This is a genomic window from Pseudomonas sp. IPO3774 (assembly GCF_013386835.1).
Lineage (GTDB): Bacteria > Pseudomonadota > Gammaproteobacteria > Pseudomonadales > Pseudomonadaceae > Aquipseudomonas.
Genome location: NZ_JACAQY010000017.1, coordinates 73,289 through 96,897, shown reverse-complemented (window position 1 = coordinate 96,897; position 23,609 = coordinate 73,289). Strand labels below are relative to the sequence as shown.

16 protein-coding genes are annotated in these 23,609 nt (G+C 62.5%); 9 read left to right on the top strand and 7 right to left on the bottom strand.

Annotation, left to right across the window (positions count from 1 at the left end):
* Positions 1-224: 224 nt before the first annotated feature.
* The 5 genes from HYE77_RS10845 to HYE77_RS10825 all read left to right on the top strand — a co-directional run bounded on the left by HYE77_RS10845 (position 225) and on the right by HYE77_RS10825 (position 5,330).
* Positions 225-941: an ABC transporter permease gene (locus HYE77_RS10845; protein ID WP_003215977.1), complete on the top strand. Its 717-nt coding sequence runs from the start codon at positions 225-227 to the stop codon at positions 939-941.
* A 38-nt stretch (positions 942-979) separates the two neighbouring features.
* On the top strand, positions 980-1,873 hold the full coding sequence (locus HYE77_RS10840) for a glycine betaine ABC transporter substrate-binding protein (protein WP_003215975.1): 894 nt from the start codon (positions 980-982) through the stop codon (positions 1,871-1,873).
* An 11-nt stretch (positions 1,874-1,884) separates the two neighbouring features.
* On the top strand, positions 1,885-2,538 hold the full coding sequence (locus HYE77_RS10835; RefSeq protein WP_003215973.1) for an ABC transporter permease: 654 nt from the start codon (positions 1,885-1,887) through the stop codon (positions 2,536-2,538).
* The gene (locus tag HYE77_RS10830; RefSeq protein ID WP_177068778.1) at positions 2,535-3,692 is read left to right on the top strand and encodes a betaine/proline/choline family ABC transporter ATP-binding protein; all 1,158 of its coding nucleotides are present in this window, start codon (positions 2,535-2,537) and stop codon (positions 3,690-3,692) included. The genes HYE77_RS10835 and HYE77_RS10830 overlap by 4 nt, the downstream gene beginning before the upstream one ends.
* 474 nt (positions 3,693-4,166) lie before the next feature.
* The gene (locus tag HYE77_RS10825) at positions 4,167-5,330 is read left to right on the top strand and encodes a type III PLP-dependent enzyme (protein ID WP_003215969.1); all 1,164 of its coding nucleotides are present in this window, start codon (positions 4,167-4,169) and stop codon (positions 5,328-5,330) included.
* Positions 5,331-5,396: 66 nt separating this feature from the next.
* Here the strand turns inward: HYE77_RS10825 and HYE77_RS10820 are convergent, their stop codons facing one another.
* Together HYE77_RS10820 and HYE77_RS10815 are read right to left on the bottom strand one after the other, a co-directional pair.
* Complete coding sequence (locus HYE77_RS10820) at positions 5,397-6,197, bottom strand: tetratricopeptide repeat protein (protein ID WP_177068777.1); 801 nt, start codon at positions 6,195-6,197, stop codon at positions 5,397-5,399.
* A gap of 2 nt (positions 6,198-6,199) precedes the next feature.
* A complete protein-coding gene (locus HYE77_RS10815; RefSeq protein ID WP_177068776.1) occupies positions 6,200-6,880 on the bottom strand; it encodes a Fe2+-dependent dioxygenase in 681 nt (226 codons plus the stop codon).
* A 219-nt stretch (positions 6,881-7,099) separates the two neighbouring features.
* Between HYE77_RS10815 and HYE77_RS10810 the strand changes: the two genes are divergently transcribed.
* Both HYE77_RS10810 and HYE77_RS10805 read left to right on the top strand, forming a co-directional pair.
* Complete coding sequence (locus tag HYE77_RS10810) at positions 7,100-9,394, top strand: TonB-dependent siderophore receptor (protein ID WP_177068775.1); 2,295 nt, start codon at positions 7,100-7,102, stop codon at positions 9,392-9,394.
* A gap of 134 nt (positions 9,395-9,528) precedes the next feature.
* Positions 9,529-12,054, top strand: coding sequence for a sulfite reductase flavoprotein subunit alpha (locus tag HYE77_RS10805; protein WP_177068807.1), 2,526 nt, complete (start codon positions 9,529-9,531; stop codon positions 12,052-12,054).
* Between the two features lie 149 nt (positions 12,055-12,203).
* Here the strand turns inward: HYE77_RS10805 and HYE77_RS10800 are convergent, their stop codons facing one another.
* The 4 genes from HYE77_RS10800 to ptsP all read right to left on the bottom strand — a co-directional run bounded on the left by HYE77_RS10800 (position 12,204) and on the right by ptsP (position 19,435).
* Positions 12,204-13,745 carry an alkaline phosphatase gene (locus HYE77_RS10800; protein WP_087694616.1) on the bottom strand — a complete coding sequence of 514 codons (1,542 nt, stop codon included), beginning with the start codon at positions 13,743-13,745 and terminating at the stop codon, positions 12,204-12,206.
* A gap of 186 nt (positions 13,746-13,931) precedes the next feature.
* Complete coding sequence (locus HYE77_RS10795) at positions 13,932-15,644, bottom strand: PTS fructose-like transporter subunit IIB (RefSeq protein ID WP_008437280.1); 1,713 nt, start codon at positions 15,642-15,644, stop codon at positions 13,932-13,934.
* 11 nt (positions 15,645-15,655) lie between these two features.
* Positions 15,656-16,576 carry a 1-phosphofructokinase gene (gene pfkB, locus HYE77_RS10790; RefSeq protein WP_087694617.1) on the bottom strand — a complete coding sequence of 307 codons (921 nt, stop codon included), beginning with the start codon at positions 16,574-16,576 and terminating at the stop codon, positions 15,656-15,658.
* The gene (ptsP, locus tag HYE77_RS10785; RefSeq protein ID WP_177068774.1) at positions 16,577-19,435 is read right to left on the bottom strand and encodes a phosphoenolpyruvate--protein phosphotransferase; all 2,859 of its coding nucleotides are present in this window, start codon (positions 19,433-19,435) and stop codon (positions 16,577-16,579) included. It abuts the gene before it with no gap.
* A gap of 294 nt (positions 19,436-19,729) precedes the next feature.
* Between ptsP and cra the strand changes: the two genes are divergently transcribed.
* Entirely contained in the window at positions 19,730-20,725 is a 996-nt protein-coding gene (gene cra, locus HYE77_RS10780) for a catabolite repressor/activator (RefSeq protein ID WP_008437283.1), read from the top strand.
* Positions 20,726-20,730: 5 nt separating this feature from the next.
* Entirely contained in the window at positions 20,731-21,507 is a 777-nt protein-coding gene (locus HYE77_RS10775) for a TatD family hydrolase (RefSeq protein ID WP_177068773.1), read from the top strand.
* A gap of 32 nt (positions 21,508-21,539) precedes the next feature.
* Here HYE77_RS10775 and HYE77_RS32940 read toward each other — a convergent pair whose 3' ends face one another.
* Positions 21,540-22,244 carry a methyl-accepting chemotaxis protein gene (locus tag HYE77_RS32940; protein ID WP_371132334.1) on the bottom strand — a complete coding sequence of 235 codons (705 nt, stop codon included), beginning with the start codon at positions 22,242-22,244 and terminating at the stop codon, positions 21,540-21,542.
* Positions 22,245-23,609: the final 1,365 nt, after the last annotated feature.

Genomic DNA, 23,609 nt, shown 5'->3' with positions numbered 1-23,609 from the left:
TGGAACCTTTTAAAAGGTAGAGACGTCCACTCCCCTGCTATCGCACTCGTAACAGGGGCTGAAAAATCAGCAAGTTAGCCTGACGAGGCTGCGCTCATGGCTCGACCGCATACCGCGTTGCCGGTAGGGGCGAGCTGCTATTCGCGACCACATTCGCCGACAGCCAGGAATGGCATTGCCGCTCGGAAATGTGTTCGCCGACAAAAGAAAAAAGGAGTCCGCCTGTGGCTATTCGCTATGGCAAAGGGCTGATAGGAGGAGCGGTTGTCGTCGCTCTCCTGGCCCTGCTGGTCCACTGGATCGGCATCAACACGATCGAACTGTACCGCGACGATTTGTTGTTTTACCTGCAAGCTCACTTGATCCTCGTCCTTGTTTCGATGCTGGCCGCCCTGATCGTAGGGATTCCCGCCGGTATCCTGCTGAGCCGACCCAACATGGTCGGGCGCGCAGAACGCTTCATGCAGATCTTCAACATCGGCAATACCGTCCCTCCCCTGGCCGTACTGGCCATCGCCCTCGGTGTCCTTGGCATCGGCAGCGGCCCCGCGATCTTCGCGCTGTTCCTCGCCTCGTTGCTGCCCATCGTGCGCAACACCTATGAAGGCCTGAAAAACGTTCAAGGTTCCCTGAAAGAAGCCGCCGTCGGCATCGGCATGACGCCGCGCCAGGTGCTGTTTCGCGTGGAATTGCCCAACGCCGTGCCGATCATCATCGGCGGTGTGCGCGTGGCCCTGGCGATCAACGTCGGTACCGCGCCCCTGGCGTTCCTGATTGGCGCCAACAGCCTGGGCAGCCTGATCTTCCCCGGCATCGCCCTGAACAATCAGCCGCAACTGCTGCTCGGCGCCGCATGCACCGCGCTGCTGGCCTTGCTGCTCGACGGTCTGGTGACCATGGCCAGCCGCCTTTGGCTGGAACGCGGGTTGCGTCCGTCTTAAGGCTTTGGCCCCGTCTTGGGCCTGAAACAGGAATTCACATGAAAAAACTGACATTGATATTGAGCTGCGTCCTGCTGTTCGCAGGGTTTGCGCAAGCCGCTGAAAAACCGGTCATCCGCATCGGCGCCCGGGTGTTCACTGAACAGACCCTGCTCGCCGAAATCACCTCCCAGTACCTGCGCACCAAGGGCTACGACACCCGTGTGACCGGCGGCCTGGGCAGCAACCTGGCGCGTAGTGCCCAGGAAAGCGGGCAACTGGACCTGATCTGGGAATACACCGGCGTGTCGCTGGTGGCCTACAACCATGTCGACGAGAAGCTCGACAGCGAACAGTCCTACGCCCGAGTGAAAGAACTCGACGCGAAAAAAGGCCTGGTCTGGCTCTCTCCGTCGAAATTCAGCAACACCTACGCCCTGGCCCTGCCAGAGAACGTGGCCAAGGAATTCCCGCAGATCAACAGCATCAGCGACCTGACCGCGGCACTGGCCGAGAAAACCAAGGAAAACCGCCTGGTGGCCCTGGACACCGAGTTCGCCAACCGTTCCGACGGCATGGCCGGCATGGTCAAGCTGTACGACATGAACCTGACCCGCAAGAACACCCGGCAGATGGACGCCGGCCTGGTGTACACCGCGCTGCGTAATGGCCAGGTGTTTGCCGGCTTGGTCTACACCACCGACGGTCGCCTGAACGCCTTCAAATTGAAGCTGCTGGAAGACGACAAGCACTACTTCCCGGACTACACCGCCGCGCCGGTGGTGCGTCAGGTTTACCTCGATGCCCATCCGCAACTGGCCGCTGATCTCAAGCCACTGGCTGCGCTGTTCGACGACGAAACCATGCGCCAGCTGAATGCGCGGGTCGACGTCGACCACGAAAGCCCGTCCGCCGTGGCCGCAGATTTCCTGCGCCAGCATCCGATCAACTAAGAGGAGAAGACATGGAATTCCTGAACGCCTTTTCCCATCTTGATTGGGCCCAAGTCCTGCACCTGACCTGGCAGCACATCACCCTGGTCGGCATTGCAGTGATCCTCGCAATCGTCGTCGGCGTGCCCCTGGGCGTGCTGATGACCCGCTTCCCGACGCTCGCCGGCCCATTGCAAGCCAGTGCCACGGTGTTGCTGACCGTGCCGTCGATTGCGCTGTTCGGCCTGCTGCTGCCGTTCTACTCCAAGTTCGGCCAGGGCCTGGGGCCGATGCCGGCGATCACCGCCGTGTTCCTCTATTCCCTGTTGCCCATCATGCGTAACACCTACCTCGCCCTCACCGGCGTTGAGCCAGGCATTCGCGAGGCCGCCAAAGGCATCGGCATGACCTTCGGCCAGCGCTTGCGCATGGTCGAGCTGCCGATTGCCGTACCGGTGATCCTCGCCGGTGTGCGCACCGCCGTCGTCATGAACATTGGTGTGATGACCATCGCCGCCACCATCGGCGCCGGTGGCCTGGGTGTACTTATTCTGGCTTCCATCAGCCGCAGCGACATGTCGATGCTGATCGTTGGCGCCGTGCTGGTCAGTCTCCTGGCCATCTTCGCCGACCTGCTTCTGCAATGGCTGCAACGCACGCTGACTCCAAAAGGACTGCTCAAATGATCGAACTTCAAAACCTGACCAAGACCTTCCAAAGCAACGGCAAGACCATCACCGCCGTTGATTCCGTAAGCCTGACCGTCAACGAAGGCGAAATTTGCGTATTCCTCGGCCCCTCGGGCTGCGGCAAGAGCACCACGCTGAAGATGATCAACCGCCTGATCAAGCCAACCTCCGGCAAGATCCTGATCAACGGCGAAGACACCACCGACCTCGACGAAGTGACCCTGCGTCGCAACATCGGCTACGTGATCCAGCAGATCGGTCTGTTCCCGAACATGACCATCGAAGAGAACATCGTGGTGGTGCCCAAGCTGCTGGGCTGGGACAAGCAGAAATGCCACGACCGCGCCCGCGAGTTGATGAGCATGATCAAGCTCGAACCCAAGCAGTACCTGCATCGCTACCCGCGTGAGCTGTCCGGCGGCCAGCAACAGCGGATCGGCGTGATCCGCGCCCTGGCGGCGGATGCACCGTTGCTGCTGATGGATGAGCCGTTCGGCGCGGTCGACCCGATCAACCGCGAGATGATCCAGAACGAGTTTTTCGAGATGCAGCGCGCGCTGAACAAGACCGTGATCATGGTCAGCCACGACATCGACGAAGCCATCAAGCTGGGTGACAAGATCGCGATCTTCCGCGCCGGCAAGCTGCTGCAGATCGACCACCCGGACACCCTGCTGGCCCACCCTGCCGACGAATTCGTCAGCAACTTCGTTGGCCAGGACAGCACCCTCAAGCGCCTGCTGCTGGTGAAGGCTGAAGATGCGGCGGACAACGCGCCGTCGGTCAGCCCGGAAACCCCGGTGGCGGATGCCCTGGAGCAGATGGATGAGCTGGACCGTCGCTACGTGGTGGTCACCGATGCCGAGAACAAGGCCCTGGGTTATGTGCGACGTCGCGACCTGCATCGTCAGGCCGGTACCTGCGGCCAGTACCTGCGGGAATTCAACGCCACGGCGGCGTATGACGAGCATTTGCGCATCCTGCTGTCGCGGATGTACGAGTTCAACCGCTCGTGGTTGCCGGTGATGGATGCGGAGCGGGTGTTCCTCGGGGAGGTGACCCAGGAGTCGATTGCCGAGTACCTGAGTTCCGGTAAGTCCCGTGGGGGCAAGACCAGCATTGTGTCGCCTGCCGAGACAGCACTGGCCTGACCTGACACACAGCGGTCAAAATGTGGGAGCGGGCTTGCTCGCGAAGGCGGAGTGTCAGTCACCGGATGCATTGGCTGATACACCGCCTTCGCGAGCAAGCCCGCTCCCACATTGGATCTTCACTGTGCCTGCAACACGTCAAATTGCCCCTCCCGGGGAACATCAATCCGTCATACCGGTCGGTTACATAAGTAGCTGCACGCGGCCTCACGACGAACGCGTGCAAAAACGCGACATTTTTAGTTGATCTATAGCCCCTCACGTCCTAAAGTTCGCGCCGAACGTCCATGCTGGAAACGATCCATCCGGCTCAAGTACTGACGACGAGACAGCAAGGCCAAGGGAAGCGGTTGATCCCATGGCCTTTTTGCTTTCGGCGACATGCCTTGGGAAGTAGGCGAACCAAAGTGGGGATACGGAGGACGTTCATTTGCACCCATTGATCAATTTAGTTTGCCAGTAGGAGTTCCCAGCATGTCGATCCAGGTCGAAGACTATTTCGCGCGCGCCACTTTTGACAAAATGAAGGCGTTCGCCGACACCCAGGAAACCCCGTTCGTGGTGATCGACACCGCGATGATCAGCCAGGCCTACGATGACCTGCGCGCCGGTTTCGAATTCGCAAAGGTGTATTACGCCGTCAAGGCCAACCCGGCCGTCGAGATCATCGACCTGCTCAAGGACAAGGGTTCGAGCTTCGACATCGCGTCGATCTACGAGCTGGACAAGGTCATGGACCGCGGCGTCAGCCCCGACCGTATCAGCTACGGCAACACCATCAAGAAATCCAAGGACATCCGTTACTTCTACGAGAAGGGCGTGCGCCTGTTCTCCACCGACTCCGAAGCCGACCTGCGCAACATCGCCAAGGCCGCCCCGGGTTCGAAAGTGTATGTGCGTATCCTCACCGAAGGCTCGACCACGGCCGACTGGCCGCTGTCGCGCAAATTCGGCTGCCAGACCGACATGGCCATGGACCTGCTGATTCTCGCCCGCGACCTGGGCCTGGTGCCTTACGGCATCTCCTTCCACGTCGGCTCGCAGCAGCGTGACATCAGCGTGTGGGACGCGGCGATTGCCAAGGTCAAAGTGATCTTCGAGCGCCTGAAGGAAGAAGACGGCATCCACCTGAAGCTGATCAACATGGGCGGTGGCTTCCCGGCCAACTACATCACCCGCACCAACAGCCTGGAAACCTACGCCGAGGAAATCATCCGCTTCCTCAAGGAAGACTTCGGTGACGATCTGCCGGAAATCATCCTGGAGCCGGGCCGTTCGTTGATCGCCAACGCCGGGATCCTGGTCAGCGAAGTGGTACTGGTTGCGCGTAAATCCCGCACCGCCGTCGAGCGTTGGGTATACACCGACGTGGGCAAATTCTCCGGCCTGATCGAAACCATGGACGAAGCCATCAAGTTCCCGATCTGGACCGAGAAGAAAGGCGAGATGGAAGAAGTGGTCATCGCCGGCCCGACCTGCGACAGCGCCGACATCATGTACGAGAACTACAAGTACGGCCTGCCGCTGAACCTGGCGATTGGTGACCGGATGTACTGGTTGTCCACCGGCGCGTACACCACCAGCTACAGCGCAGTTGAATTCAATGGCTTCCCGCCATTGAAATCGTTCTACCTGTAAACGCACGCCCTGATCGTTCCCACGCTCTGCGTGGGAACGCATCCGGTGACGCTCTGCGTCACGCCGTTAGAGCGGACGCAGGGCGTCCAGGGCGGCATTTCCACGCAGCGCGTGGGAACGATCAAGTTCAATCGCATGCTCTTGATAGATCTCGGCCATTGCCCGTATCTGCGGATCATTGGCGGCACACAACGCCTTGTGCGCCACCCGCAAGAACTTCAAATTCCCGCCCGCCAGTGCCTTGCGCAACCATTCCAGTGCCGTTTCTATCTCGCCCCGGTCCGCCAACACCGCCGCATAACTGAACTGCCCGCGAAAATCCCCGCCTTCTGCTGACTGGCGATACCACGCCACCGCCGCCTCCAGATCCCTCGGGCAGTACTGCCCTTCTTCCAGATAACGCCCCAGCAGGTTCATCGACTTGGCATGGCCCAGTTCCGCCGCCTGTCGATAACACGCCAGCGCCTGGGCTTGATCCTCGGCAACCCCGCGCCCGGTCGCCAGCAGGTTGGCGTAGTTGTACAAGCCCCAATCCAGCCCGGCCTCGGCCGCCCGACGATATTCCCGGGCCGCCGCCACGGCATCCGCCTCGCAACCCCAGCCATGCTCCAGGCAACGCCCGAGCATATTGCGCGCCATCAAATGCCCGCCCTGGGCGGCAATGCGGAACCAGCGCATCGCCAGTGCTTCATCGCGCTCGATGCCGCGCCCTTCCAGCAGGATTTGCCCGAGCAGCGCCTGGGCATCCACCACGCCCTCTTTCGCGGCGATCAAAATCGCCTGGGCGGCGCGCACCGGGGAGTCGTCGAGCATGCTCTGCAATTGCTCAACGTTGAGGACTTCTTCACGGCGCAATAAAAAGCCCACGGTCAGACCTCAACCCAGCGGCGCAGCAGGTTGTGATAGGTGCCGGTGAGCTGGATCAGCGCGAGGTGGTCGGGCACGTCGCGGCTCAGTTGCTGGATCGCCCCGTCCATCTCGAACAGCAAGGTGCGCTGGCTGTCCTCGCGCACCAGGCTTTGGGTCCAGAAAAACGAGGCGTAGCGCGCGCCGCGGGTCACGGCGTTGACCTTGTGCAGGCTGGAGCCGGGGTACAGCACCATGTCGCCCGCCGGCAACTTGACCCGCTGCAGGCCGAAGGTGTCCTGGATTTCCAGCTCGCCGCCGTCGTAGTCGTCGGGGTCGCTGAAAAATACCGTGGAGGAAAGGTCGGTGCGCACCCGCTCGTGGCTGCCCTTGGACTGGCGCACGGCGTTGTCGATATGGAAGTCGAAACTGCCACCGGCGGTGTAACAGTTGAGCAATGGCGGGAAGACCTTGTGCGGTAACGCCGCTGACATGAACAGCGGATTTTTCCACAGGCGATCAAGGATCGCCGCGCCGATTTCCTTTGCCAACGGGTGGCCTTCCGGCAGTTGCAGGTTGTGTTTGGCCTTGGCCGATTGGTGCCCGGCAGTGATTTTGCCGTCGGCCCACTCGGTGTGCGCCAGGGCTTCGCGGATGCGCAGCACTTCCTCGCGAGAGAACAGGCCGGGAATGTGCAGCAACATGGAGGCATTACCTGAAAACAGTGAGACACCAATGGTAGTGATTCTTATTGACTGTGTACAACCCTACTCCCGCCCAAAGGACGAACGAGATCGTCAAAACCGTAAGCAAAAAGTGTAAAGAACGTAAATTCAGTGCGAATAGTAATGTATCGCAATTGATATGAAGTCTTGTTCTCCCTATATTCCGCGGCCTCACCTCCTTGGGGAAAGGACACACTCATGCCGCGCACTTCGATAAAAACACCTGCCAGTTCACCACGTTTGCTGGCCTCGGCCATCGGCGTTGCCATCAGCGCCAGCGCTGCCGCCCAACTGGCGCAAGCTGCTGAAGACACCGAGCAGAAAGGCGAGCGCAACAGCATTTCCCTGGGAGCCACCAGCATCACCGGCCAGGAACAGGACAGCACGTCCTACCAGGTCGAAAAAGCCTCCTCGCAGAAGTACACCGCGCCGCTGGTAGATACTCCGCGCTCGGTCACCGTGGTGCCGCAGCAAGTGCTCAAGGACACCGCCGCCACTTCGTTGCAGGACGCCTTGCGCACCGTGCCGGGGATTACCTTCGGCGCCGGTGAAGGCGGCAACCCGCAGGGCGACCGTCCGTTCATTCGCGGCTTCGACGCCCAGGGCGATACCTACCTCGACGGCGTGCGCGACACGGGCGGCCAGAGCCGCGAGATCTTCGACATCGAATCCATCGAAGTCAGCAAAGGCCCCAACTCGTCATTCGGCGGCCGCGGCTCGGCCGGCGGCAGTCTCAACCTGGTGAGCAAGACGCCACAGGCGCGGGACTTCACCAACGGTGGCTTCACCTACGGCTCCGACCAGACCCGCCGCTATGTGCTCGACGTCAACCGTCAGTTCCTCGACAGCGCGGCCTTCCGCCTGAACCTGATGAGCCACGAACAGAACGTCGCCGGGCGTGATGCCGTCAACTACGACCGCTGGGGCGTGGCGCCGTCGCTGACCTTCGGCCTGGGCACCCCGACTCGCGTCAACCTCAGCTACTACCACATGGAAAGCAACGACCTGCCGGATTCGGGCATTCCGTATGGCTACAGCAACAGCGGCGCAAGAGCCGCCCACGTGCATGACAAGCCAACCGACGGCGGCGACAGCAACAACTTCTACGGCCTCAAGGATCGCGACTTCCGCAAGACCCGCGCCGACATCAGCACGTTCTCCATCGAGCACGACCTGAACGACAACATGACGCTGAAAAACACCCTGCGCCACGGCAACACCGGCCAGGACTATATCGTCACCCAACCCGACGACAGCCAGCACAACGTCAACCAGTTCGGCACCGTGTGGCGCCGCGCGAACACCCGCGTGTCCACCACCGAGACCACCACCAACCAGACCGATCTGTTTGGCAGCTTCCAGGCGCTGGGCTTCAAGAACACCTACTCCACCGGGCTGGAATTCACCGGCGAAGAAACCCGCTACAGCGGCTACACCGTCAGCCCGAACAGCAACCCCGGTTGCCCGGCGCCCGGCAAAGGCGGCCAGTGCACCTCGCTGGGCAACCCGAACCCGGACGATGCCTGGACCGGCAGCATTGCGCGCAACTACAACGGCACCAACACCAAGGCCACCAGCCGTGCCGCCTATGTGTTCGACACCATCGAGCTGGACCCGAAATGGCTGCTGAACGTCGGCCTGCGCTACGACACCTTCGACACCGTGGCCAACACCAATGCGGTGCCGACCGCCACCGTCAAGGCCCGCAGCAAGATCAAGAACGACAGCCAGTTCTTCAACTGGCAGGCGGGCCTGGTCTGGAAGCCGGTTGAAAACGGCAGCATATATGCCTCCTACGCCACCTCAGCCTCACCGGCCGGCGGCCTGGTAGGTGAAGGCGCCGACGGCAACCCGCTGTCTGCCGGTGCCGCCACCAGCGACCTGAAACCGGAAGAGACCGTCAACTACGAGCTGGGCACCAAGTGGGACATGTTCCACGACCGCCTGTCCCTGACCGCCGCGGTGTTCCGCACCGAGAAGAAAAACACGCGAATCCTGGTGGACGCGCTGACCTATGAAAACGGTGGCGAATCACGCGTCGACGGCCTGGAGCTTTCCGCCAGCGGCAAGCTGACCGATCAATGGCAAGTGTTCGCCGGCTACAGCTACCTGAAAAGCGAACTGGTGGACCCGGGCCTGAACGGTCGTAACGGTGTCGTCAGTGCCGGCTCGAACAAAGGCAACCAGATGCCCAACACGCCGAAGAACACCTTCAGCCTGTGGACGACGTATGACGTGACACCGAAGCTCACCATCGGCGGCGGCGCGTTCTATGTCGACGAGGTCTACGGCGATGCGGGCAACACCGTCTACGTGCCGTCCTACACCCGCTACGACGCCATGGCCAGCTACAAGCTGACCAAGAACGTCGACCTGCAGTTGAACGTGCAGAACCTCACCGACAAGACCTACTACGACAAGGCCTATGCCTCGCATTTTGCCAACCAGGCGGCCGGTCGTACGGCCCTGCTGACCACCAGTTTCCATTTCTAAACCGATACAAATGACTGCACGAAACCCCACGCATCGGATGCGTGGGGTTTTTGCGTGTAAAAAAGAATCTTTCTCGACAACTCGCGGCATAATGCGCGCCGTGAACACCTAACCTGATGACGAGGCCGTACGACGTGTTGAAGAAAACCCTGTTCCAGTTGCATTGGTTCTTCGGCATTACCGCCGGGCTGGTGTTGGCCTTGATGGGGATCACCGGCGCAACGGTGTCGTTCCAGGATGAAATCATCGAGTTGCTGAACCCGACGGTGTTGACGGTGGAAAAGCGTCCGGCCGGGGTACTGCCGCCCGCTGAACTGGTGCACCTGCTGGAAGCCCGTGAAGGCAAAGTCGTGTCGATGCTCACGGTGCAGCCCGACAGCACCAACGCAGCCAAGGTCTGGTTCACCCCACCGCCCGGTGAACGCCGCGGGCAGATGCGCTACTTCGACCCGTACACCGGCGATTACCTGGGCGATGCCGTCGGCCAGGACTTCTTCGGCTTCGTGCTGCAACTGCACCGTTTCCTCGCCATCGGCGACACCGGCCGGCAAATCACCGGCGCCTGCACGCTGATCCTGGTGTTCTTCTGCCTTTCGGGCCTGTACCTGCGCTGGCCGCGCCAGGTGGCAAGCTGGCGTGCATGGCTGGCGGTGGACTGGCGCAAGAAAGGCCGCAGTTTCAACTGGGACCTGCACTCGGTATTCGGCACCTGGTGCCTGCTGTTCTATCTTCTGGCGGCACTCACCGGACTGTTCTGGTCCTACGAGTGGTACAGCAACGGCATGACCAGACTGCTGTCCGACGCGCCGCAGAACGAACGCGTACGCAAGCGCGGCCCGGCCCCCGAAGGGCCTGCGCCGGTGGCCAATTACGCCGCGATCTGGAGCAGCATCTACAGCAACGCCGGCCCCGGCTTGAGCGGCTACAACATCCGCATGCCCGCGGTCGCCGGCCAACCCGCCACCGTCTACTACCTGCTGAAGACCTCGCCCCACGATCGCGCGCTGAACCAGATCAACCTCGACCCGGCCACCGGCGAAGTCAAATCCCATGACACCTACGCCGGCAAAAGCTTCAAGGCGCAGATCCTGACCAGTATCTATGCGCTGCACACCGGCAGCTACTTCGGCCTGCCCGGCCGGATCATCCTGACGTTCAGCGCGCTGCTGATGCCGCTGTTCTTCATCACCGGCTGGCTGTTGTACCTGGACCGCCGCCGCAAGAAACGCCAGGTGCGCGATGCCCGCAAAGGCCTGACCGGCAACCACAGCGACGCGCCGGCCTGGCTGATCGGCTTTGCCAGCCAGAGCGGCTTTGCCGAGCAACTGGCCTGGCAGACCGCCGGGCAGTTGCAGGCCGCCGGCGTGCCAGTGAACGTGCAGTCGCTGGGCAGCGTCAGCGAAGAGGATTTGCGCCAATCGAGCCATGCGCTGTTCGTGGTCAGCACCTTCGGCGACGGCGAGGCACCGGACAGCGCCCGCGGTTTCGAGCGCAGCGTGCTCGGCCAGGACCTGTCCCTCAAGGGCCTGAACTACTCGGTGTTGGCCCTGGGTGATCGCCAGTACCAACACTTCTGCGGCTTCGCCCGGCGCCTGCATTTCTGGCTGACCAACCAGGGCGGCAACCCGCTGTTCGCCCCGGTGGAAGTCGACAGCGGCGACACCGATGCGTTGCTGCACTGGCAACAACAACTGGGCCAACTGACCGGCCATGCACCCGCTGCGGCATGGGCCAGCGCGACCTATGAAAACTGGACCCTGAAGCAACGCACCCTGCTCAACCCGCACAGCAGTGGCTCCGGCGTCTATTTGCTCGGGCTCACCCCGCCAGCCCCCCGGGACTGGCTGGCCGGCGACCTGGTGGAAGTGCTGCCACGCAATTGCCCATGGGCCATCGAACACTTCCTGGAAGGCCTGGGACTGGCCGGCAGCGAAGGTGTGGTAGTCGACGGCCTTGCACACACCCTCGACCAGGCCCTGGCCGGCCGCCAACTGCCGGACAATCGCGCACACCTGGTGGGCCTGCATGCCCAGGCGCTGGTCAATGCACTGGTGCCGCTGGGCATGCGCGAATACTCCATCGCCTCGATTGCCAGCGACGGTGTGCTGGAGCTGATCGTGCGCCAGGAGCGTCACCCCGATGGCAGCGTGGGCGTGGGTTCCGGCTGGTTGACCGAACATGCACCGCTGGGTTCGACCATCAGCCTGCGAGTGCGGCGCAACAGTGGTTTCCATCTGCCGACCGAGCCGCTCCCGATGATCCTGCTGGGCAACGGCACCGGCCTTGCCGGGTTGCGCAGCCTGCTCAAGGCGCGGGTTGCCGACGGCCAGCAGCGCAACTGGCTGCTGTTTGGCGAACGCAATATCGCCCACGACTACCACTGCCAGGATGAGTTGCAAGGCTGGCTGGCCAGCGGTGACCTGGCGATGCTTGACCTGGCCTTTTCCCGGGATCAGGCAGAGAAAATCTACGTGCAGGATCGCCTGCGCGAATCAGCGGATGTGCTGCGTAAATGGGTGGCGGATGGCGCCGCGATTTACGTCTGCGGCAGTTTGCAGGGGATGGCGGCGGGTGTGGATCAGGTGCTGCACGATGTGCTGGGCAGCGAAGCCGTCGAACGCTTGATCGAGCAGGGCCGCTACCGCCGGGATGTCTACTGACCCCCTGAAGATACACCGATCAAAATGTGGGAGCGGGCTTGCTCGCGAAGGCAGTGGATCAGTCCATACATCTGTTGACTGACACACCGCCTTCGCGAGCAAGCCCGCTCCCACATTGGCTCTTCTTCAGTAGGTAGATTGCATTGCAATCACACTGGCGCCAGCTTCTGTTCAAACACCGAAACCCCATCCAGGTCCCGCAAAATCACCGTCAGCTCCGCCGTCTGCCCGTCAATCTGCACCTCGCCAAAAAACTGGAACCCGGCAAACGGCGAGCTGTTCTGCACCGTCGGCGCCTTCTCGAACACCACTTCCGGGCCAAAGGTTTTATCCAGCGGATTAGGCCCGAAACTCCCGGCATTCAACGGCCCGGCGACAAACTCCCAGAACGGCTCAAAATCCTGAAACGCCGCCCGATCCGGATGGTAATGATGGGCCGCGCAGTAATGCACATCCGCCGTCAGCCACACGTGATTACGCACCTGCTGCGCCCGCAGAAACGCGAGCAATTCGGCAATTTCCAACTCGCGCCCCTGGGCCGGGCCCGGGTCGCCGTTGGCGATCGCTTCCCAACGCGGCACGCCGGGGCTGACCTCACCGTCGGGCACGCCCAGGCCAATGGGCATGTCGGCGGCGATGACTTTCCACTGCGCCTGGGAGGCCTTCAATTCGCGCTTCAGCCAGTCCAGTTGCTCACGCCCAAGGAACGGTTTTTCACCGCCAAGGTTGTCATCGTTCGGCCCGCGATAGCTGCGCATGTCCAGCACAAACACATCCAGCAACGGGCCGTAGCTGAGCTTGCGATAAATCCGCCCGCCCTGGTCGGCGCTTTGCCGGCGCATCGGTGAATATTCCAGCCAGGCCTGGCGCGCACGGCCTACCAGGGTATTGATGTCGCGAGTCTTGTAGCGTTCATCCAGTTGCTTGCTCGGCGACCAGTTGTTGATCACCTCGTGGTCGTCCCACTGCCAGATCTGCGGCACTTCGGCGTTGAAGCGACGTACGTTCTCGTCCATCAGGTTGTAGCGGTAGTTGCCCCGGTATTCATTCAAGGTTTCAGCGACTTTGCTTTTAGCTTCGGTGGTGATGTTGCGCCAGATGCGTCCGTCCTCGGTGGTCAGTTGCGCGGGCACCGGGCCGTCGGCGTAGATGGTGTCGCCGCTGTGAATGAAGAAGTCCGGCAGACGCAGGCGCATGGCTTCGTAGATGCGCATGCCGCCGATGTCCGGGTTGATGCCGAAGCCCTGGCCGACGGTGTCGCCGCTCCACACAAAGCGGATATCCCGGCGCTGCTGCGGCACGCTGCGCAGGTGACCGAACCAGGGCTCGCTGGCCACGCCGGTCTGGGCATCTTCAAAGTGCACACGGTAGAAAATCGCCTGGTCGACGGGCAGGCCGGTGAGTTCGACACGGGCGGTGAAATCGGTGCGGCTGTCGGCCAGGGGCGAGACGAATTTGCGCGGGTTGCTGAATACGCTGCGGGTGTCCCACTCCACCACCATCCGGGCCGGGCGGTCGCTGCGGCTCCAGATCATCGCGCGGTCGCCCAGCAGGTCGCCGGACTGCACGCCGTCGGTGAGTTGCGGGCGATCCTTGACCGAGGCGATCACCGCAGGCGCGAGGCCCGGCAGCAACAGGCCGGCGCCAACGGCTTGCATCACGCGGCGGCGGCCGAGATTGAAGTGGCTCATGCGGGTTCCCTCTCGAGCAGCAAAAGGGAAACTTAAGCATGACGGGATGAACGAGTTATGACACCGGCCTTATTGCTCACGGAGGTCAAATGTGGGAGCTGGCTTGCCTGCGATAGCCTCAACTCGGTTGCGTTGATACACCGAGGTGCCTGCATCGCAGGCAAGCCAGCTCCTACATGAACCGCGTCATGCCTGGGCGGGTGCGACAGAAAGCTCTACGGTCTCAGGGCGCTTGAGGAATGCATACACCACGGCCGTCAACAAACTGCCCGCCACGATCGCCAGCAGGTACAGCAGCGCATGGTTGATCGCATTCGGGATCAGCATCACAAACAATCCACCATGGGGCGCCATCAGCTTGCAGCCGAAATACATCGACAGCGCACCGGTCAGCGCACCGCCGGCGATGCTGGCCGGGATTACCCGCAACGGGTCCTTGGCAGCAAACGGAATCGCGCCTTCAGAGATAAAGCACATGCCGAGGATCAGCGCGGCCTTGCCGGCTTCACGCTCGGTCTGGGCGAACTTGCGCCGCGCCAGGAAGGTGGCGATGCCCATGCCAATCGGCGGCACCATGCCGGCAGCCATGGTCGCGGCCATGGGGGCACCGCTTTGCGCCGCCAGCAGGCCGACGGAAAACGCGTAGGCCGCCTTGTTGATCGGGCCACCGAGGTCGACGCACATCATGCCGCCCAGCAAGATGCCCAGCAGCACGGCGTTGGTGGTGCCCATGGTGCTGAGAAAATCCGTGAGGCCGGTGAGCATCTTCGCCACCGGCGGCCCTACCAGGTAAATCATCGCCAGGCCGGTGAACAGACTCGCCAGCAACGGGATGATCAGGATCGGCTTGAGGGCTTCCAGGCTCTGGGGCAAACGGATCGCGCGGCTGATGAATTTGACGCAGTAGCCGGCGAGAAAGCCGGCGAAGATCCCGCCGATAAACCCCGCGCCCAAAGTGCTGGCCAGCAGGCCACCGATCATGCCGGGGGCCAATCCAGGACGGTCGGCAATCGAGTAGGCGATGTAACCCGCCAGCAGCGGCACCATCAGCATGAACGCCTGGTCGCCGACGGTTTTCAGCGCGGCGGCCAGGGTGCCTTTTTCTTCAAAGGCATGAATGCCGAACACGAATGACAGGGCGATCAGCAGACCGCCCGCCACCACCATCGGCAGCATGAACGACACGCCGGTGAGCAAGTGTTTGTAGACACCGGTCTTCTCCGGTTTGGCAGCGGCACCACTGGCAGCGGATTCCTGCTTGCCTTCGGCCAGCGCCTTGTTGAGGGTCGCCTCGGATTGCTTGAGCGCGATCCCGGTGCCGCAGCGATAGATTTTCTTGCCGGCAAAGCGCTCGGTGGCGACTTCGATGTCGGCGGCGAGCAGCACCACGTCGGCGTCACGAATCGCCTCGGGACTCAGCGGCGTGCGGGCGCCCACGGAGCCCTGGGTTTCCACCTGCAAGTCATACCCGAGGCGCTTGGCGGTTTGCTGCAACGCTTCGGCAGCCATGAAGGTGTGGGCGACGCCGGTCGGGCACGCGGTGATCGCGACGATACGCGGCGTGCTTTTCGCCGGTGCCGCGTCAGCTACCTGCACCTGGGCCTCCTCGGCTCCGCGACGCAACACCGCGTCCACATCCTGCAATGCCTGGGCCGGCGTGCTGCGGAATACGCGTTTGCCGACAAAACGCTGCATGTCCACCGGCGTGCTGCTGACCAGCAATACCCACTCGGCGGCTTCAATGGTGGCCGCCGACAATTGGCGTTCCGGATGCTGCACGTCGACCACTTCGACGCTGGTGCTCCAGCCCTGGCGTTGCGCGGCGGCATCCAGCAAGCGGGCGCACAGCACACTGGTGACCATGCCGTTCGGGCAGGCAGTAACAATGGCTAACTTCATGACCAACCCTCTTATTGTTCTGTCAGCGGGCGCACGTGGACGCCGCTCTGCAAAGTCTCAAGCTGCGCTTCGTCGGTGATGCCAAAGCCGATCTGCGTGACCGCCATCGCGGCAATGGCGGTGGCGCGGCCCAGGGTCTGCTCCGGCGTATCGCCACTGAGCAGACCGTGAAGCATCCCGGCCAGCAGCGAGTCGCCGGCGCCTACGGTACTGGCCACGGTTACCTTGGGCGGCGTGGCGTGCAGCGCGGTATCCGGGCTGTACCAGCTCACACCCGCGGCACCGTCGGAGACCACCACATGCTCCACACCTTGCCGATGCAGTTGGCGGATGGCATCTGTGGAATGACCGAGGGCATCGGCCAGTTCTTCGGTATTGGGTTTGACCAGCCAAGGGCCGGCGTTCAATCCAGCGCGCAGCGCTTCGCCGCTGGTGTCCAGGGCGACTTTCAAGCCGAGGTTTTTCAGTTGCTGCAGCAGGCCCTGGAACCACTGAGGGGTGATGCCGCGTGGCAGGCTGCCGGCCACGACGACGGCGTCGTAGCCCGGAGCAATCCGCGCCAGTTGCTCAAGCAGTGCGTGTTGCGCCTGCTCGCTGACCAACGGGCCCGGCGCATTGACATCCGTGACCCGCCCATCCTGCTCGGCGATCTTGATATTGCTGCGGGTTTCTCCCGGCACCCGAATAAACGCATCGGTAAAACCACGACGGGCAATCAGCATCTCGAATGCCTGGGGATTGTCCTCTCCAAGAAAGCCGCCCACGGTCACCTGATGACCAAGGTCCGCCAGCACCTGCGCGACGTTCACGCCCTTGCCGGCAGCGTGGGTGATCATCGCTTCGCTGCGATTGACCTCGCCCGGTTCCAGGCGCGCCAGGCGCACCGTCAGGTCCAACGCCGGGTTCAGCGTCAGGCTTAAAATCCTTGCCATTTACACGGCCTCCACAAGCGCACGCACTTCGGCGGGAGAACCCACCGCCAGGGCTTTTTGTGCCAGGCCCTGGGCCTCGCTCAGACTGAATTCACGCACCCGTGCCTTGACCTCGGGGATGCTGCGCGCAGACACACTCAGCTCATCCACTCCCAGGCCGATCAGCACCGGAACTGCCAAAGGGTCGGCTGCCAGCTCGCCGCACACGCCGACCCATTTGCCATGGGCATGGGCGGCGCGCACGGTGATGTCGATCAGTTGCAACACCGCCGGATGCAGGCCGTCAGCCTGGGCCGACAGCGTCGGATGGCCACGGTCGATGGCCAAGGTGTATTGGGTCAGGTCGTTGGTGCCGACGCTGAAGAAGTCCACTTCCTTGGCCAGTACCGGCGCCAGCAACGCGGCCGACGGCACTTCGATCATGATCCCCAGTTGCAGGTCGGCCACCGGGATTTCCAGGCGCAGGCGCTCGGTCATGGCCCGAGCCTGTCGCCACTCGTCAACACTGCCAACCATGGGGAACATGATGCGCAGTGGACGGTTGTCTGCCGAACGCAACAGCGCGCGCAATTGCGCTTCCATGATCTGCGGGCGTTGCAGGGTCAGGCGAATGCCGCGCACGCCGAGGAAGGGGTTTTCTTCCTTGGCGATCGGCCAGTACGGCAGCGGTTTGTCGCCGCCCACATCAAGGGTGCGCACCACCAGCGGCCGGCCGCCGAGGCCGTCGAGCACGCGGCGGTATTCGGCTTCCTGGGTGGCTTCGTCGGGCGCTTGTTTGTGGGCCATGAAAATCAGTTCGGTGCGCAGCAGGCCGATGCCTTCGGCGCCCTGCTCCACCGCGCCGGCAACCCCGGCGCTTTCGCCGATATTGGCGAATACTTCGACGGCATGGCCATCGCGGGTCAGGGCCGGTTCATGGCGTTGCGCGGCGGCGGCTTTCAAGCGTTGTTCGCGGGTGTCGCGTTCGACGGTGGCGCGCTGCAAGGTGGCGGCGTCGGCGTCCACATGCAGGCGACCGCGCTGGCCATCCAGCAACAACGGCGTGCCCGAAGCCAACAGCAATACAGCAGGGCCTGCACCCACCAGCGCGGGAATGCCCAAAGCACGGGCGACGATGGCGCTGTGGGCGGTGGCGCCGCCACGGGCAGTGAGGATGCCGGCAACACGCACCGGGTCCAGGCGCGCCACGTCCGAAGGACCCACTTCGTCCATCACCAGGATGTAGGGTTCGTCCGGCTCCTGGGCGGTTTCGACGCCGCACAGTTGTGCCAGCACGCGGCGGCCAATGTCACGCAGATCGGCAGCGCGCTCGGCGAGCAAGGCGTCCTGCAACGATTCCTGCTGTTTGGCGGCGGCTTCGATCACGCTCATCCACGCGGCCTCGGCGCTTTCGCCCTGCTTGAGGCGCGTCTCGACTTCGTCGGTCAGTTCCGGGTCGTCGAGCATCTCCTGGTGGGTGATGAAGATCTCGCGGATGGCCTTGGATTTGCTGCGCTCGATCAGGCCCTGGATGTCCCGGCGCACGTCGGTCAATGCCGCGTGCAGGCGCTGGCGCTCGATCACCGGCGACTCGCCGCGCAGCGGGTATTCGAAAGGTTGCAGCACCTGGATATGCGCCGGGCCAATCGCAATGCCGGGTGCGGCGGCAATGGCCTGGATCAGGCTGCCGGACACTGGCGCGCTGATGACCGGTTCGATCTCGGCCACGGCTTGTTGGGCGCTGACTGCCGGCAACGGCTCGACTTCTTCGCCGAGGCCGTCTTCCACTGCCGCCAGCAAGGCGGGCAAGGCGTCACCGGCAATGGTTGGCTCAGCGACAAACTCCAATACCTGGCCGCGACGCGCACCGAGGCTGAGCAACTTGCTCAGGCTTTTTACCGATACCGCGCCGACGTCTCCATCGACGATGCGCACACGGATTTCACCGGCAAAACTTTTCGCCAATTGCGCGAGGATCTTCGCCGGGCGCGCATGCAGCCCGTGGGCGTTGGCCAGGGCAATGCGCACGCTTGGCCAGTCGGCTGGCAGTTCACCGCCGAGCACTTCCAGTACGGCCCGGCTGCTGGTGGCGCGGCCGAGTTCCTGGCCACGGCCTTCGATCAGCAAGGCACACAGGCGTTCGAGCAAGGTCTGGTGGGCCTCGCCGAGGCTGGCCAGGCAGAACAGGCCGCTCAAGGGCTGGCCCAGGTAACGCATCGGTTTATCCGGGGTGACAAAAGCCAGGCCCGGACGCTTCACCGTCTGCTCGCTGTGCAACCACCACAGGCCATCGCCCAGGGGCAGCGCGTCGACTTGTTGCAGCACGGCGGCAAAGCCATTGCTCACGCAATCGGCCTGGCGCAGCAGGCGTGCGCCTCTCCACACCAGTTCTTCGAAATCATCAGCCGACACGCCCAGGCCAATCATCTGTGCGTCCAGCGCCAGCTCCTGCGGCGCACCTTGCAGCAGTTTCAGCAAGGCCTCGGCAGAACTGGCGCGACGCAGGGCCTGGCCCAGGTCGGTCTCGCCGAGGGCACGGGTCAGTAGTTGCAGCAGGCGCAGGTGTTCGTCGGATTTGGCGGCAATGCCGATCGCCAGGTAGACGATCTGGCCATCGCCCCAATCCACGCCGTCGGGAAATTGCAGCAGGCGCACGCCGGTGGCGAACACCTGGTCGCGTGTTTCGGGGGTGCCGTGGGGGATGGCGATACCCTGGCCGAGAAAGGTCGAACCTTGGGCTTCACGCGCTTGCAAGCCACTGAGGTAACCCTCGGCGACCAGGCCATCGGCCACCAGTTTTTCAGCGAGCAGTTGCAAGGCAGCAGACTTATCCACAGCCGTCTGGCCCATGGATATCTGCTCGTGGGTGAGCTCAAGCATGCCGTTCTCCTAGTTAGTGCGGCGGGCGCACTAGGTATTATTTTGAATAAATCAGTGCAAAAGCGTTCGAATAAAATTGACTGAGTGGTCAGTTGGCAGGACCACACTCGTCGCGATAATCGTAAAAATACGCTTGCTGAAACGTTTAATCTAGAATTTATGGCAGATTACGCGTTAATTTCCCATGATTGAAGAGCCACTCGGCTGTTGAGTTGCGACAATGGTCGCCTGCAGTAATCGGTTACGATTGGACAAAATGTCGGGGCAAGCTCTAAAAAACAAGGAAATCCCGGTTTGAAACTCAGTGATATCGCGCGCATTGCCGGTGTGTCTGTGACCACCGCCAGCTACGTCATCAATGGCAAGGCCGAACAGCAACGGATCAGCACCGCAACCGTCGAACGGGTGCGCGCCGTGGTTGAAGAACATGGCTTTACGCCCAACCCCCAGGCCGCCGGGCTGCGCAGCCGGCACACCCGTACCCTGGGTTTTATCCTGCCGGACCTGGAAAACCCCAGTTACGCACGCATCGCCAAGCTGCTTGAACAAGGCGCCCGTGCCCGCGGCTATCAATTGCTGATCGCCAGCTCCGACGACGACGCCGACAGTGAGCGGCAACTGCTGCAATTGTTCCGCGCCCGCCGTTGCGATGCGCTGTTTGTCGCCAGCTGCCTGCCGGCCACCGACGACAGCTACCGCGAACTGCAAGCCAAGGGTTTGCCGGTGATCGCCATCGACCGGGTGATGGAGTCTACGCAGTTTTGCTCGGTGGTCAGCGATGATCGCCAGGCCTGCCAGCAATTGACCAGCAGCCTGCTGCACCCGCTGCCCAAGCAGATCGTGTTGATCGGCGCGCGGCCAGAGCTGAGCATCAGCCAGGAACGTACCGCCGGTTTCAAGCAAGCGCTGAAAGACTTCAGCGGCGAAGTGCTGATCGAACAAGGCGAGTCGTTCAGCCGCGACTGTGGCCGACAGCTGATGGAGCAGTTGCTGCAAAGCCTGGGGCATTTGCCTGACGCATTGGTGACTACGTCCTACGTCCTGCTGCAAGGGGTATTTGACGCGCTGCATGACTTCCCGCTCAAATCCCGGCCACTGCGACTGGGGACGTTTGGCGACACCCAACTGCTGGATTTCCTGCCGCTGCCGGTGAATGCCATGGCCCAGCAGCATCAGTTGATTGCCGACACCGCGCTGCGCCTGGCGCTGGCGGCCATTGAAGAACAGCACTACGAACCCGGCGTGCATGCCATCGGCCGTACGTTCAAGCAGCGGATTCACTCGGAGTAAGCGGTGTGGAGCTGATCGACAGCCACACCCATCTGGATTTTCCGGACTTCGATACCGACCGCCGCGAAGTCCTGAGCCGCAGTCGCCGCCTGGGCGTGCGCAGGATGGTGGTGCTCGGGGTCTATCAGCAGAATTGGCAACGGTTGTGGGACCTGGTGCAAACCGACGCGGATTTATTCGCCGCCTTCGGCCTGCACCCGGTGTATCTCGACGACCATCGCCCCGCCGACCTGACGGAACTGGGCGACTGGCTGACCCGCCTGAACGGCCACCGGCAACTGTGCGCGGTGGGCGAAATCGGCCTGGATTATTTCCTCGAACAGCTGGACCGCGAACGCCAGCAAAGCCTGTTTGAAGCGCAACTGAAGCTGGCGGTGGACTTCCAACTGCCGGCGCTGCTGCATGTGCGCCGCAGCCACGCTGCCGTGATCGCCACCCTCAAGCGCATTCGGCTGCCACGGGGCGGAATCATCCACGCGTTTGCCGGCAGCCAGGAAGAGGCCCGCGAGTACATCAAGCTCGGCTTCAAACTGGGCCTGGGCGGCGCGGCCACGTGGCCGCAAGCCCTGCGCATGCACAAGGTGATCGCCCGGCTGCCGCTGGGAAGCGTGGTGCTGGAAACCGACTCACCGGACATGGCCCCCGTGATGTACCCCGGCCAGCGCAACAGCCCCGAACACCTGCCAGACATCTGTGCCGCCCTGGCGGAGCGCATGGGCATCAGTTCCTCAGCGCTGGCCGAGGCGAGCACCCGCAATGCCTGCGAGCTGTTCAACTGGTAGGCGCCCATCCCCGATGCATGCCTGGCCATGCCTCACACTCGAAAGGCCCCGATCAACTGCTTCAGCTCGATCACTTGCAAGGACAACTGCCGGCTGGCCTCTTCAGTCTGGTGCGCGCCCTGCGCTGCATGTTCACCGGCGCGATTGATCTCGACGATGTTCTGATCGATGTCATGGGCCACGGCAGTCTGCTGTTCGACGGCGGCGGCAATCTGCTGGTTCTGGTCGACGATCATGCCTACCGCGCCGAGGATGTTTTCGAGGGCCTGCTGGACTTTTTCCGACTGCCCCACCGTGCCATTGGCCATCTCGTGGCTGGTGCCCATGGCCTTCACCGCAGCGCCGACACCGCTGTGGAGCTTGGCAATCATCTGCTCGATCTCTTCGGTGGAGTGCTGGGTGCGCCGGGCCAAAGTGCGCACTTCATCGGCCACCACGGCGAAACCGCGTCCTTGCTCACCGGCGCGCGCGGCCTCGATGGCGGCATTCAACGCCAGCAGATTGGTCTGTTCGGCAATGCTCTTGATCACTTCCAGCACGCGACTGATGGATTGGCTGTCGATGGCCAATTGGTTGATGACCCGTACCGATTGATCGATCTCCGAAGCCAACGCCGCGATACTGCCTTGCTGGGACTGCACCAGGCCGCGTCCGCTGACGGTTTCATCGTTGACGCTGTGAGCGCTGCTGACCGCCGCCGCCGCGCTGCGCGCCACTTCCTGGGCAGTGGAGGACATCTGGTTCATGGCGGTCGCCACCTGCTCGATCTGGCTGCGTTGGCCGGACACGGCCTGGTTGCTGCTGGCCGAGACTGACTCCACTTGTCCGGCCTGGTGTTCGACCTGGTTGACGGTGTGCCCTACCCGCTCGATCAGGTCATGGATCTTGGCCACGGTGGCGTTGAACACCTGGCCCAAATCCCCCAGTTCGTCGCGGCTGTGGGCGATGAAGGTGACGGTCATGTCACCGGCCGCCACCTTGTCCATCGTCGCCCCCAGGCGGCGCAAGGTGGTGCGGGTGGAGGCGTAGAAACCGGCATACAAATAGAAGATCAGCAAAAACACCGACGCCAGTGCCGCCACCAATCCGATCATGTGCGTGCGGTTTTCCGACAGGCGTTGCTCCAGTTGCTGCTCGAGAAAGGTCAGGGTGGCTTCGTCGAGCTGATAGGTCTTGGCCATCAACGTGCTGACGTCGTCGTAGAAGTCTTGCCATGGGGCGTCGAGGGTTTCGGCCATGACGACCTGCTCTTCGAACAACTCACTGCCTTGCTTGAGGCTGGCCTTGCTCGCGTCCGCCAGGCTCGCCAATGCTGCGTGGGCGGGCTTGCTGGAGCCGAGGGCATCCTGCAGTTTCAGGCCGTATTCCGCCTGGAGCTTTTCCAGTTGCTGCAGCAGCTCGTCAAAACGAGTGCTGGACGACGAATTGAGAAAACCCTGGCCCAACGAATAAGCCCCCATGGCCCGGCCTTCCCCCAGGGTCTGGGTGACTTGTGGGGTAACGCTGGTGATCAGTTCACTGAGTTGGCGCAGGTCGCCCTGAGGGTCACGGCTCAAACCCGACTGGCTGGCGATGATCTGGCTGAGCATCTGCGCCTTGTTGAGGAGTTTGCCGATCAGCGCGCTTTTGCTGAGCAGTGAAGTTTCCTGTTGCTGGGCCTTGAAGGCGGCGATCATTTCATCGCGCTTGGCCTCGAAGGCGGCGGCCTGCTCAGGGTCGGCGGACAGGGCGTGGAAGCTTTGCAGGCGCTGCAGCAGGCTGTCTTCGAGGGCGGTGATTTTGTTTTCGATATCACCGGCCTTGCCTGATTGGCCGAGGGTTGCGTTGATCTGTACCTGGTTGTTCAGGGTTTCCAGGTCGCGGCGCAGGGCCAGGCTGCTGCCCAGCAGGTCGAGGCTTTGCAGCTCGATGCGAGTGCCCTGGAATTCTCGCCAGGAATCGCGCACCAGGTAGTAGTTGGTGGCCAGCATCGGCAACAGGAACAGCACGCTGATAAGGCTGAACTTCATGCCGAAGGTCAGGCGGTTCATGAACGCGACGGCGGGATAGAGCAAGCTCTTCACAGGTGAACTCCCTTTTCTTTTATTTTTATTGAGGGCGCA

Coding starts and splice junctions, on each gene's coding strand:
- HYE77_RS10815 (WP_177068776.1), bottom strand. CDS start 6,880: ATGTTGCTGCACATTCCCGGCCTGTTCTCTCGCGAGGAAGTGCTGCGC.
- HYE77_RS10835 (WP_003215973.1), top strand. CDS start 1,885: ATGGAATTCCTGAACGCCTTTTCCCATCTTGATTGGGCCCAAGTCCTG.
- HYE77_RS10830 (WP_177068778.1), top strand. CDS start 2,535: ATGATCGAACTTCAAAACCTGACCAAGACCTTCCAAAGCAACGGCAAG.
- HYE77_RS10840 (WP_003215975.1), top strand. CDS start 980: ATGAAAAAACTGACATTGATATTGAGCTGCGTCCTGCTGTTCGCAGGG.
- HYE77_RS10795 (WP_008437280.1), bottom strand. CDS start 15,644: ATGAAGTTAGCCATTGTTACTGCCTGCCCGAACGGCATGGTCACCAGT.
- HYE77_RS32940 (WP_371132334.1), bottom strand. CDS start 22,244: ATGTCCTCCACTGCCCAGGAAGTGGCGCGCAGCGCGGCGGCGGCGGTC.
- HYE77_RS10825 (WP_003215969.1), top strand. CDS start 4,167: ATGTCGATCCAGGTCGAAGACTATTTCGCGCGCGCCACTTTTGACAAA.
- pfkB (WP_087694617.1), bottom strand. CDS start 16,576: ATGGCAAGGATTTTAAGCCTGACGCTGAACCCGGCGTTGGACCTGACG.
- ptsP (WP_177068774.1), bottom strand. CDS start 19,435: ATGCTTGAGCTCACCCACGAGCAGATATCCATGGGCCAGACGGCTGTG.
- HYE77_RS10800 (WP_087694616.1), bottom strand. CDS start 13,745: ATGAGCCACTTCAATCTCGGCCGCCGCCGCGTGATGCAAGCCGTTGGC.
- HYE77_RS10810 (WP_177068775.1), top strand. CDS start 7,100: ATGCCGCGCACTTCGATAAAAACACCTGCCAGTTCACCACGTTTGCTG.